This window comes from Chelatococcus sp. XZ-Ab1 (assembly GCF_029309855.1).
Taxonomy (GTDB): domain Bacteria; phylum Pseudomonadota; class Alphaproteobacteria; order Rhizobiales; family Beijerinckiaceae; genus Chelatococcus_A; species Chelatococcus_A sambhunathii.
In genome coordinates this window covers 1-12,061 of the sequence record NZ_JARKII010000010.1, presented here as the reverse complement: position 1 = coordinate 12,061, position 12,061 = coordinate 1, and the positions used below count along the sequence as shown (strand labels likewise).

At 67.7% G+C, this 12,061-nt stretch carries 9 protein-coding genes, 1 tRNA gene and 1 pseudogene; 7 read left to right on the top strand and 4 right to left on the bottom strand.

Translation table 11 applies throughout. The features are described from left to right. Positions 1 to 16: 16 nt before the first annotated feature. Entirely contained in the window at positions 17 to 1,204 is a 1,188-nt protein-coding gene (locus P2T65_RS15170; RefSeq protein WP_276200105.1) for a GNAT family N-acetyltransferase, read from the top strand. A gap of 10 nt (positions 1,205 to 1,214) precedes the next feature. Here the strand turns inward: P2T65_RS15170 and P2T65_RS15165 are convergent, their stop codons facing one another. Beyond that, positions 1,215 to 3,377 carry an exopolysaccharide transport family protein gene (locus P2T65_RS15165; protein WP_276200104.1) on the bottom strand — a complete coding sequence of 721 codons (2,163 nt, stop codon included), beginning with the start codon at positions 3,375 to 3,377 and terminating at the stop codon, positions 1,215 to 1,217. 170 nt (positions 3,378 to 3,547) lie between these two features. Between P2T65_RS15165 and P2T65_RS15160 the strand changes: the two genes are divergently transcribed. The 4 genes from P2T65_RS15160 to P2T65_RS15145 all read left to right on the top strand — a co-directional run bounded on the left by P2T65_RS15160 (position 3,548) and on the right by P2T65_RS15145 (position 8,173). After that, a complete protein-coding gene (locus tag P2T65_RS15160) occupies positions 3,548 to 4,111 on the top strand; it encodes a polysaccharide biosynthesis/export family protein (protein WP_055461075.1) in 564 nt (187 codons plus the stop codon). Positions 4,112 to 4,137: 26 nt separating this feature from the next. Continuing rightward, positions 4,138 to 5,265, top strand: coding sequence for a glycosyltransferase family 4 protein (locus tag P2T65_RS15155; RefSeq protein ID WP_276200103.1), 1,128 nt, complete (start codon positions 4,138 to 4,140; stop codon positions 5,263 to 5,265). 119 nt (positions 5,266 to 5,384) lie between these two features. Then, on the top strand, positions 5,385 to 6,932 hold the full coding sequence (locus P2T65_RS15150) for an undecaprenyl-phosphate glucose phosphotransferase (protein ID WP_276200102.1): 1,548 nt from the start codon (positions 5,385 to 5,387) through the stop codon (positions 6,930 to 6,932). Beyond that, positions 6,929 to 8,173, top strand: a complete 1,245-nt coding sequence (locus tag P2T65_RS15145; protein ID WP_276200101.1) for an O-antigen ligase family protein — start codon at positions 6,929 to 6,931, stop codon at positions 8,171 to 8,173. The genes P2T65_RS15150 and P2T65_RS15145 overlap by 4 nt, the downstream gene beginning before the upstream one ends. Positions 8,174 to 8,576: 403 nt before the next feature. On the opposite strand, the gene P2T65_RS15140 is transcribed toward P2T65_RS15145, so the two are convergent. Continuing rightward, a complete protein-coding gene (locus tag P2T65_RS15140) occupies positions 8,577 to 10,019 on the bottom strand; it encodes a phospholipase D-like domain-containing protein (protein WP_276200100.1) in 1,443 nt (480 codons plus the stop codon). Between the two features lie 315 nt (positions 10,020 to 10,334). Between P2T65_RS15140 and P2T65_RS15135 the strand changes: the two genes are divergently transcribed. Next, complete coding sequence (locus P2T65_RS15135) at positions 10,335 to 10,934, top strand: BA14K family protein (protein WP_276200099.1); 600 nt, start codon at positions 10,335 to 10,337, stop codon at positions 10,932 to 10,934. 80 nt (positions 10,935 to 11,014) lie between these two features. On the opposite strand, the gene P2T65_RS15130 is transcribed toward P2T65_RS15135, so the two are convergent. Next, complete coding sequence (locus tag P2T65_RS15130) at positions 11,015 to 11,539, bottom strand: RcnB family protein (RefSeq protein ID WP_276200098.1); 525 nt, start codon at positions 11,537 to 11,539, stop codon at positions 11,015 to 11,017. Between the two features lie 255 nt (positions 11,540 to 11,794). Between P2T65_RS15130 and P2T65_RS15125 the strand changes: the two genes are divergently transcribed. Continuing rightward, positions 11,795 to 11,872, top strand: a tRNA-Pro gene (locus P2T65_RS15125). A gap of 61 nt (positions 11,873 to 11,933) precedes the next feature. On the opposite strand, the pseudogene P2T65_RS15120 reads toward P2T65_RS15125, so the two are convergent. Further along, positions 11,934 to 12,061, bottom strand: a pseudogene (locus tag P2T65_RS15120) (IS5/IS1182 family transposase); the annotation flags it as partial.

Below are 12,061 nucleotides of genomic sequence, written 5' to 3'. Positions count from 1 at the left end.
TGCAGGAATGGGAGCGATGACGACCAATCTCGACGTCTTCGACGATGCCCCGGTGGCCGTGCAGGACGCAAGCGTCGGCCTTGTGGGCGACATCCTCGACGATCCGGCGGCCATCGCCTCCTGCTGGCGCGACTTCGAGCGCAAGGCGCTCATGTCGCCCTACCAGTCCCATGCCTGGGTCAGCGCCTACGACCATTGCTGGCAGGACAGAGGACGGCCGAAGCGGATGCTGCTGCGGGTGCGCAACGAAGCCGGTGCGGTGCGGGCGCTGCTGCCGCTCGACGTCTTCTCCCGGCGGGGGCTGACGGTGGCGACCATGCCAGGCGCCGGCCATGCCAATTTCCACATGCCGCTCCTGGCCCATGGGGGCGCGCCCTCCGCGGACGAATGGGCAGAGGCGCTGCAGCGGGCCGGCCGGGCTGCCGGCATCGACCTCTTCATCTTCCGCCATCAGCCGCAGGCCTGGCACGGAGAGGAGAATGCGCTCGCCGCCGTCATGTCGCAGCCGAGCCCGAGCAACGGCTATCAGCTCACGGTCGACTTCCCGGCCGCCGAGGCGCGCACGCACATCCTCAGTCCCAAGCGCCGTCGCGTCTTCAAGTCGAAGGAACGGGCCCTGTCGGAGCGGGGGACGTTCGTTGCCCGCCTGATGGAGAGCAAGGAGGACGTGCGGCGCGCGCTTGCCGCCTTCCTCGCCCAGAAGGCCGAGCGCTTCGCCGCGCAGAAGATCGCCAATCCCTTCGCCGATCCGGGCATCCAGGCCTTTCTGCTGGCCGCCTGCCTGCCGCAGCCCGACGGTAGCCCGCCGCCGCTCAGGCTCTACGCCCTTCTGGTCGGCAACGAGATCGTCGCAACGCGGGCGGGCACCGTCTGGGGCACGCACATGAGCGTCATGTTCCACTCCTTCGACCAGCGGCCGGAGATCTCGCGCTCGAGCCCGGCGGAGGTCCTGTTCATCCACATGATCGAGGCACTGACCGCGGAAGGCTTCACCCATTTCGATCTCGGCGTCGGCGACCTGCCGTACAAGCGCGTCTTCTGCAAGGAGGTCATGGAGCTGCGCGACGGCATCGTCCCCGTCTCGGCGAAGGGACGGCTCCTTGCCCCGCCGCTCAAGGCCGCGGTCTGGGCCAAGCGTCGCGTCAAGCAGTCGGAAAGGCTGTCGGCGCTCTATCAGCGGCTGAAGCCCGCCCCCGCGGCCTGACGGAGGCGGCTCAGGCCGCGGCGCGCGCGCCGTCCGCCTGCGGCACCACGACGATGATGTCGCGCGCCTTCGCCTCCGCAAGGCGGGCGTAAGCCGCGCGTGTGGCCTCGGCCTGCTCGGCCTCTTCCGACACGAGTACCACGTGGTCGACGTGTGGCAGGACATGCGGGGCGAGCGCCTCGAGACCTGCGGCATCGACGACGAGGATCACCCACTCATAGGTCTGATCGAGGGCGAGCAGCGGCAATTCGAGCGCGCCGGACTTTTGGGCGAGTGCGTCGGCGAGATTCGTGCCCGCCGAGACACGGTGCAGCCGCGTGCCGGCATCACGCCCGATGACGTCGGAGAAGGAGGCGCTGCCCAAGGCAAGCTCGGCGAGGCCCGGACGTCGGGCGCCGCGCATCGCTTCGCCTGCCGTCAGGTCGAGCAGAATCGTGCGTTCGGTCCTGACGCGGTCATCGGCCAGGGCGCGCGCCAGCGGAACGGCGCCGGCACCGGCCGCGGCCTCCGTCACCAGCAAGCGCCGGCCTCGTCCCTCCGCGGGACGATCGCCGAGCCGCGCCATCAGCGGCGCCAGCGCATCGGCAGCCGTCGTCGCCGCCGGCACAGCCTCTCGTTCGTCGCGGGGCTGAGCCGGCGCCTGCGCTTCGACCACTGCCGAGACCGGCGCGTCTGTAACGGGCGACGGGGGAGGAGCGGACTCGACGCGCGACGGCTCGGAGACGGCCTGCGCCGGCGGCAGGTGGGCCGGCGGCGCGGCCGCCGGAACGAAGGCCCGTCCGGACAGGAGTTCCAGCGCGATGACGAGCGTCCCCGCCAGCGAGAAGGCCACCAGAGTGACGATGGCGATGATCGGCACCTTCTTGGGGAAGTTCGGCGTGCCCGGCACCACGGCGCGCGAGACGATGCGCGCATCGGCCGGACTCGCGTTCTCCACTTCGCGCGCCTGCGCCTCGCGATAGCGGGTCAGGTAGGTCTCGAGCTGCTCGCGCTGGGTGCGTGCCTCGCGCTCGAGCGCACGCAGCTCCACCTCCGATTCCTTGGCTTTCGCGGCCACAGCGCTCTGGGCATCGACGGCCTTCTGCACGCTTTCGACCCGCGCAGCGGCGAGGCTCGCCTCGTTCTCCAGCGAACGCACGGTGCGCTGCGCCTCCTGCCGGAGCTGGTTTTCCAGGTCCGCGATCTGGGCGTTGAGCTGCTTGATGCGCGGATGGGCTGGCAGAAGCGTCCTCTCCTCGAGGGCAAGTTGCGCCCGCAGCGCGATGCGCTGTTCCAGGAGGCGACGGATGAATTCGTTGTTGGCGACATCGGGAATGTCGAAAACGCGGCCGGAGGCGATCATGTCGCGGATCAGACGCGCCTTCGCCTCGGCCTCGGCCTGGGCCGAGCGGGCAGCGGACAGCTGCGCCGAGAGCTCGGCGAGCTGCTGCGCCGGCAGCGTCACCTCGCCGGCATTGCCGCTCATGAGGCCGTGGCGGGCGCGAAAATCCTCCACCTTCGCCTCGGCCTCGGCGACCTGCTTGCGCAGCGGCTCGATGGTTTCGGCGAGCCATTGGGATGCGGCCTGCGTCGCGCTCTGCTTCACGGCGCGCTGGAAATCGAGATAGGATTCGGCGATCGTGTTGGCGGCGCGAGCCGCGAGGTCGGGGTCGGCCGACGAGAACTCGATGGCCACGACGCGCGAGCGCGGCAGCGGAAAGACGTTGAGGCGCTGGTAATAGGTGGCGAGCACACGCTCCTCAGGCGGGCGCGCCTTGCCGGAACCGCTAAGGCCGATCCACTGCATGACACGCTGGCTAAGGCCGAGCACCCGCGCATCCGGATCGAACTCAGGATTGCCGACGAGGCCGAGCTTGCCGATGACGTCGCGCGCCAGATCGCGCGACATGATGACCTGCACCTCGCTCTGCACCGCTTCCTCGTCGAACTGGGAACCGGCGCCTGCCCCGCCTTCGGGGCGCGTGTAGAAAGTGTCGCCGCTGACGAGAAGAACGCTGGTCTCGGCCTTGTATCGCGGCGTGATGAGATTGACGATCAGGAACGCCCCGACGAAGGCGAGAAGGGTCGGCAAGGCGATCCACATCCGGCGCCGCACCAGCGCGCGCCAGATCACCCCCAGATCGAGATCGTCCCCGGCGGCCGGAGCCCCCCCGGCCGCGACTTCCTTCGACATCGGCGCCTCAAAATACGAAAAACAACGCCTCAACTTTGCACACAAGGCGTTGCCGGCAGGTTAAATCAGCTTGATGGACGGCAAGGGCCGTCGGCATACGCAAAAATCAACCTTTGTTAACCATAACGGCGTTAGATGCGTCTCGTCCTGCAGTTTCCGATGACGGTCACATGTCGCGCTTTCCGGCCATCGCCCTCGCCCTTCTCTACGCCGCGCTCGGCGCCTGCACCCAGACGTCGCGTGCACCGATGACGGTGGAGGCGGTGCCCCGCCCGCAGGTCTACACGCTCGACAGCGGCGACCGCCTCCGCATCATCGTCTTCGGGCAGGACAGCCTGTCCAATATCTATACCGTGGATGCCTCGGGCAAGATCGCGATGCCGCTCGTCGGCGCCATCCCGGCGCGCGGGCTGACGACGCAGCAGCTCGCCAAGGCCATCGAGCGCAAGCTCGCCGCCGGCTACGTGCGCGAACCGTCGGTGAGCGTGGACGTCGAGGCCTATCGGCCGTTCTTCATCCTCGGCGAGGTGCGCAATCCCGGCCAATATCCCTTTGTCGCCGGCATGACGGTGCAGACCGCCGCCGCCATCGCCGGCGGCTTCACCCCCCGCGCCGTGGAGAGCGAAGCGCTCGTCACCCGTCAGGCGCCGGGCAAGGCCGTCACCGGGCCGCTGCCGGCGACCTATCCGATCAAGCCGGGCGACACCATCGTCATCAAGGAGCGGTGGTTCTGAGCCACCGTCGGCCCGGACGACACGTCATGCCCCATCCCGAGTCCCTGCGCATCCTGCACGTGCTGCGCGCACCCGTCGGCGGCCTGTTCCGCCATGTCGTCGACCTTGCGCGCGGACAGGCGCAGCTCGGCCACCGGGTGGGCATCGTCTGCGACGCCACGACCGGCGGCGAGCGGGCGGAAGCAACCCTCGCCGCGCTCGGTGGGGATCTCTCGCTTGGCGTTACGCGCCTGCCCATGGCGCGCCTGCCGGGGCTTGGCGATCTTGCGAGTGCCCTGCGCGTGCGTGCGCTGGTGTCCCATCTCGGACCCGACGTGGTGCACGGCCACGGCGCCAAGGGTGGCCTCTACGCCCGGCTGGCCGCGCGGACGAACGGGCGTCGTCCCGCCCGCATCTACACGCCGCACGGCGGCAGCTTCCACTACCCGCCGGGCACGGCGCAGCACCGGCTCTACATGGCTACCGAGCGCGTCCTGGCCCGGAGGACCGACTTCTTCCTGTTCGAGAGCGCCTATATCGCCCGGCTCGCCGCGGGGGCGCTCGGCCCCCTCGCGGCGCGCTCCGCGGTCGTCTACAACGGTCTGCACGAAGCCGAGTTCGATGAGGTGCCGCGGTCCGGCCCGCAGGACGTGCTCTATATCGGCGAGTTGCGCCACCTCAAGGGTATCGACACGCTGATCGACGCGTTGGCGCTGCTGCGCGCCGAAGGCCGCGAACTCACTGCCGTCTTCGTCGGTGCCGGCCCGGACGAGGAGACCATCCGAGCCCATGCGGCGCGCCGGGGTCTTGAAGCGGCCGTGACCTTCCAGCGACCCATGCCGATCCGGAAGGCGCTCGCGCTGGCGCGGGTGATGGTGGTACCGTCGCGGGCCGAGTCCCTCCCCTATGTCGTGCTGGAAGCTGCGGCTGCCGCGATGCCGCTCGTCGCGACCTCCGTCGGCGGTATCCCCGAGATTTTCGGGCCGCAGGCGTGCCGCCTGATACCTCCCAATGCACCAGAGGCCCTCGCCGGCGCGCTGCGCCGCCGCCTCGACCTGCCGGAGGCGGAGGCCCGCGCCGAGGACGCCACACTGCGCGCCTTCGTGCGCCAGCGTTTCTCGCTGCCACAGATGGTCGCCTCGGTGCTCGGCGCCTATCACGCAGCACTGCGTTAAGACATTCGCCAGACGGCCGTGCTAGGCCATTGCAGCGGGAACGGGACCCGCCTGCGCCATGGCATGGGCCTTGCGATTGCCTTGGCGAGACTTCCTTTTTGTCCCGCCGAAGTTCGAACATGTCCAATTTTGACATTCGCGATCTGCTCGACCAGGCCGCCGCGGCCGAACCCGCCCAGCCTGCGCCTGCTTCCGCGGACGAGAAAGGACCGCGCCTATCGCCGCTCGCCGAGCGCATGGCGGCGCTGCCCATGCGGCCCACCTATTCGCCCGTGATCATCACGGGGGCGGCCCGCCTCGCCGACATCGCGGTGGTTCTCGCCACGGGCTACGCCGCGCTCGCGATCTATATCGCGCCGAACCACGGCTATCCCCTCTCCTACCTCGGCCTCCTGCCAGTCTTCGCCCTGGCGACGGTCGCGGCGCTGCAGGCGGCGGGCTTGTATCATATCGGCGCGATGCGCTCCGTCCTCACGCAGGCCTTCCGGGTTCTCGCAAGCTGGAGCGTCATCTTTCTCCTCGCCCTCGCCGCGCTCTTCTTCACCAAGACGAGCGAGGAGTACTCCCGGGTCTGGCTGCTCGGCTGGTACGTTTCGGGACTTGCTGGGCTCTTCCTGGTCCGGCTCGCTCTTGGCCTCGCCGTGACGCGCCTGACGCGCGCCGGCCGGCTCGACCGGCGCACCGTGATCGTCGGCGGCGGCGAAGCGGCGGAACGGCTCATCGAGGCTCTGGCGGCACAGCGCGATACGGGCGTGCGAATCTGCGGCTTCTTCGACGATCGCAGCGACGACCGCTCACCCAACGTATTGGCCGGCTATCCCAAGCTCGGCACAGTCGACGATCTCGTCACCTTCGCGCGGCGCACGCAGGTCGACCTCATCATCTTCACGCTGCCGATCACGGCCGAGGCGCGTATCCTGCAGATGCTGCGCAAGTTGTGGGTGCTGCCGACCGATATCCGTCTTGCCGCTCACATGAGCCAGCTGAGGTTGCGTCCGCGGGCCTATTCCTACATCGGCTCGGTGCCGGTACTCGACGTCTTCGACAAGCCGATTGCCGACTGGGACCTGGTGCTCAAGTGGCTCTTCGACAAGCTGGTCGGCACAATCCTCTTGGTGCTGCTGTCGCCGTTGCTCCTCCTCACGGCCCTCGCGGTTAAGCTCGACTCCCCAGGGCCGGTGCTCTTCCGCCAGAAGCGGTACGGCTTCAACAACGAGCTCATCGAGGTCTTCAAGTTTCGCTCCATGTACGTTGACCAGAGCGACGCAACGGCGGCGCGTCTCGTGACCAAGGGAGATCCGCGCGTGACGCGCGTCGGCCGCATCATCCGCAAGACCTCGCTCGACGAACTGCCACAGCTCTTCAACGTGGTCCTCAAGGGCAACTTATCCCTCGTCGGGCCGCGTCCGCACGCGCTGCATGCCAAGGCCGAGAACAGGCTCTACGACAAGGTCGTCGACGGCTACTTCGCCCGCCACAAGGTCAAGCCCGGCATCACCGGCTGGGCGCAGATCAACGGCTGGCGGGGCGAGACCGATACCGAGGAGAAGATCCAGCGCCGTGTCGAGCATGACCTGTTCTATATCGAGAACTGGTCGGTGCTCTTCGACCTCGTGATCCTCCTGAAGACGCCGCTGGCGCTTCTCAAGTCGGAGAACGCCTATTGACGGCCGCAGGCGACATCGCCGACACCGTCGCGAGCGGCCTTCGCATCCCGACGCGCCGGCTGCAACATGCGCTCCTGGGGCTGCTCGCCTTCTCGGGCTCGCTCGCGATCATCGAGCCGTCGCCCTATGAGGCGATGTTCCTCGTCGCCCTCTTCGGCTTCATGATCACGGGCGGCATCCGGCTGCCGCGCCTCGTCGTGCCGCTCATCCTGCTGCTGCTCGCCTTCAACCTCGGCGGCGTCTTTTCGCTCATTCCCTATCTCGACCAGCGCAAGTCGGTCACCTTCGTAGCCATCTCGATCTATCTGATGGTGACCGCGATCTTCTTCGCCACGATCCTCTCGCAGGACGGCGAGGAGCGGCTGAAGGCGATCCGCAGCGGCTTCGTCGCTTCCGCCTGGGTGGCGGCGATTGCCGGCATCGCCGGGTATCTCGACATCGCCGGTCTCGGCTCGATCTTCTCCCTCTACGGCCGCGCCTCCGGCACCTTCAAGGACCCCAACGTTCTCGGGCCCTATCTGACGCTCGCCGTCGCCTTCATGGTGCAGGACATCATGACGGGCCGCGGCCGGCTCGTCATGAGCCTCGCCAAGCTGTCGGTGCCGATGCTCGCGCTGCTGCTGACGCTGTCGCGCGGTGCATGGATCAACGCCGTCGGCAGCGTCGGCCTGCTCGTTCTGCTCATCTATCTCACGAGCCGCAGCAACGGCCAGCGCTCGCGGCTCGTCGGCCAGGTCGCAGCGCTCTCGGCGGGCGTGATCATCGTGCTGCTCGCTGCCCTCTCCAGCGGCGAGATCGGGGAACTCGTCGCCCAGCGAGCGGGCCTGCAATCCTACGACATGGGCCCGACCGGCCGCTTCGGCGGGCAGATCCGCAGCCTCCCGCTCTTGCTCGACCTGCCGAACGGCTTCGGCCCCCTGCGCTTTTCCTCCGAGATGTATGGCGCCGCGCCGCACAACGTGTTCCTCAACGCCTTCGCTTCCTATGGCTGGCTCGGCGGCATCGCCTATCTCGTACTGATCGTGACGACCTTCTTCGTCGGCTGGCGCACGGTGCTGCGGCGCGGGCCCTTGCAGCGCCATTTCCTGCCGATCTGGAGCGTGTTCTTCGTCACCGCGCTGCAGGGCATCCAGATCGACAGCGACCACTGGCGCCACTTTTATCTGCTTCTCGGGCTCGTCTGGGGCATGGCGGCCGCAACGCCACGGCGGGAAACAGGGCCCCGCGCGCTCGCATCCTGATTCCGCTTCTGCGGCTAACGCCCCGGCATTGCGACCGTTTTCCCGTTCACATCCGCCTGAACGGATGTTCCCCCTCGCACCTGCCCTGGAACGCCCGCACGAGGGGGGCAGGCGATGGCCTTGGCGGTGGGAAAGCCGATTTCCTCGTCGATCTCCTGGATGATACCGACCAGGCGCGCCTCGCAAGGCCGCTGGGCGGCAAGGTGCAGGGCCTCGGTCATCACGTGGCGATGCCGGACGGCCACATCCGTACAGGCGACATCATCCGTTTCGCAGCTCTTCCAGGGCGCTCCGGGCGCCTCCGGACATCATCATGGTTTCTCGTCCCTTTCCGCCGGCTTGGGCCCGACTGCAGAAGAACCATGCGCCGGTCCGACCCGGGACGATGTGCGCCGGCGTGCCGTCAGAGGTAAGGCGAGGCCAGCCACACCACCCGGTTGCGCAGCCGCTCGACGAGCGGGCGAGCCGCGAGGCTCTGCAGGGTTTCAGGGACCGCATCGGCCATGCGCTCGCCGATGTAGCCCTCGATCCAGCCGGCCAGCTCAGGACAGTGCACCTCTACGTCGAGCTCGAAATTGAGCCGAAGGCTGCGCGGATCGAGGTTGGATGAGCCGATGTAGCTCCAGACCCCATCGACCGTCATGAGCTTGGAATGGTCGAAGACGCCGCGCGCGCGCCAGACGCGGCAGCCCCGTCGCAGCACCTGATCGAGCTGGGCCGTCATGGCGTAGTCCACGAGGCGCAGGTTGTTGCTGTCGGGAATGACGATGTCGACCTCGATGCCGCGGCGCGCTGCGACGCCGAAGGCCCCGACGAGTTGCTGATCTGGCAGGAAATAGGGCGACGCGATCATGACCCGGCGCTCGGCGGCCGCAAGTGCACCCATGATCATGGCGTGGTTCGATTCGAGCGTGTGGTCCGGCCCCGACGGAATCGCCCGCGCCGCCACCTCCGAGCCGACGGCCGGCCGCGCCGCGCGTCCGAACCACACCGCCCCGTCGAGGAGTTCCCGCGTTACGAAATGCCAGTCCTCGGCGAAGACGGTGAGCAACTGCTCGACCACCGGCCCCTCGAAGCGGAAATGCGTGTCGCGCGCCGTGTGATCACCCATGGCCGAGGTGAGGAAATGGGCGCGGATATTCATGCCGCCGGTGAAGCCGACCTTGCCATCGACGACGAGGATCTTGCGGTGGCTGCGCAGATTGGCATAGGGCAGCTTAAGGCCGATGATGTTGCCCATGAAGAGCGCCGAGGTGACGCCGCTCTGGCGCAGGAGGAGCGGCAGCGGCGGCTTCGAATAACGTGCCCCCACTGCATCGATCAGCACGCGCACTGCGACGCCGCGCTCCTTCGCCGCCACGAGCGCCTCGACGAAGGCGAGCCCCGCCGCGTCGTGGTCGAAGATATAGGTCGCGAGCGCGATCGACTTTCTGGCACTCCTGATCGCCTCGATCATCGCCGGATAGGCGGCATCGCCGCCGACAAGGGGCGTGACCTTGTTGCCGAGCGTCAGCGGGAACTGGGAGACATTGTCGCCGAGCCGGGCCAGCGACGCGAGCGGCAGGCGCGATAGCGCGGCGCTGTCGCTGTCCTCGTTCTCGGCCGCCCGCCCCCGGCGCGTGCGCGCCCGCTTGCGCATGACGGACGATCGGCGCACGCGGTTGATGCCGACAACGAGATAGAGCGCCGCGCCGAAGACTGGGGACAGCATCGCGACGCCCGCCCAGCCGATGGCCGCCCGCACCTCGTCCTTCGTCATCGCCGCGTGCACGGCCGCAGCCAGACCGGCCATCGTACTCAGGACGAAGAAGAGATGCGGCCAATAATCCGTCAGAAACGCCTGCATGAATCATTTCTAGAGGATTCCGCCTCGCGCCGGAAAGGTCAGAACCCTGCAGGCGCGGTGAAAGGCTGCCCCCGTGCGAGCCGGAGACCCGATGCCGGAGCCGCGTGCTTCACGCAACAGGTCGCGCGCCCGCCCCGGGCGCGCGAGGGTCGCGTATACGTGATCCCCTCGCTCGCCCTGCCGCCACAGTTTGTTCTATCATGGAAAAAAGCGCCGTCCGCACGCGGCCGAGATGATCGGCGCTCGGGGTCGTCCGCCCGCCTGCGGCTTGTCCGCGGCGTCGGAAGCCTCAGTTGCCGCGAGGAGGAACGCGCCATGCCCGTCTGCAAGACACTCGCCGTCACGGCCGTTGCAGCGCTGCTCGCGGTCCCTGCGGTGCCAGCGGGAGCGCAGATCGTCCGCATGGATACTGCGCCCTCCGCGACGCTTATCGACAGTGCCCAGTGGGGTCGTCCCGGTCACAGGTACGTCGGGGGGCCGGGCACGTGGACGCGCAGTTGGGGCGGGCCTGTCCGGGTGCGGCCGGTCGCTCCAGTGCGGCCCGTGTACGGCGGCTATTACGGCCTGCGGCGATACGGCTATTATGGCCGCCCCTATTATCCGCGCCCCTACTACGCCCGCCCCTACTACGCCCGCCCCTACTACGCCCGCCCTTATTATGGCGACTACTATCGGCCATACTATTACGGCGGCTACTACAGGCCGTATTACGGCTACGGCTACGATCCCGGCGCCGCGATTGCGGCGGGCATCTTCGGCCTCGCCGCCGGCGCGATTGCCAGCAGCGCCATCGCCGCGCCGCCGCGCCGTTACGATGCCGGGTGGGTGGCCTATTGCTCGCGCAAGTACAAGTCCTTCAACCCGCGCACCGGCACCTATCTTGGCTATGATGGGCGCCGACACGTCTGCCGATAGCAGGCCGAGGACAAAGCCCTTGAGGAAGAGCCGCCCATGCGCGGCTCCTGCATGCGCTGCAGGGCTTCTGCGCGTCCGCTTCAGTGCATCATGAAGATCGACGCGATGATGCCGGTTGCGACATTGACCATCAGGAAGCGACCGTCGACCTCGACCCAGCGATGGCCGCGCGGCGGCTCCTGAAGGCGATAACGGCGGTAGTCGCGGGCGTGAATTTCGCGGTGGCGATACTTCTTCCACTCGAAGCGCTGCCCCTTCGCCCAATGCGGCCGGCCGCGGCGGTGCTGCGGCTCGACATGCCGCGGATGCCGGTCGTGGTGCTCGATGCGCACGTCACGATGCTCGGTCCGGACATCGCGATACCTGTTGTGCGCGCCCGGGCGTTGGCTCCGCACGTCCCGGTGTTCGATATGGGCATCGGGGCCGCGGTGCAATGGATGGGGCTGGGCGACGGCCGCGCCTGAAACGACTATGGCGATCGATGCAACAAACAGGGCCATCTTTTTCATGAACATCTCCTCTTCTGCCCTCCGTCTTATGAGGATTGCCCTGAATGGCTCCTGAACGATGGAATTACTTTTTGGTAATATTTGTCCGGTTGCCATTCGCCGTAGCCGTACGGGCTGCCCTCGCATGTCGGCAACCTGGCACCGAGGCCTCCCGCGTGCCGGCGGGGGACGAGTTGCCCGTCGGGGACGAGCGCTCGCATCCCCCAAGATATCCACAGTAACCGAAGCGGATGAGGCCCGCACTTTACGGGGCTTTGTGTCCCCGATGCATCGTTCGAGCCGCGCGCCGCCAGAACTCCGGGCTTGCATTCCCGCGGCGAAACACCTAGAGAAACAACGCCCTTCGGGTGTCGGAGCGTAGCGCAGCCCGGTTAGCGCACTAGTCTGGGGGACTAGGGGTCGTGGGTTCAAATCCCGCCGCTCCGACCATTCAAACCCGTTTTGTTCTTTAGGTTTCAGGCTTTCGCTAGAGATCAAGCGCGAAGAGCAGCTAGGCCGTAGACTCATAACCGCGTAGCCAGATGCGGATGGACGCGAGCTTCACGGCGGCGAGGAAGTTTTCCGCCGTCTTGTCGAAGCGGGTGGCGATACGGCGGAAGTGTTTGATCTTGTTGAAGA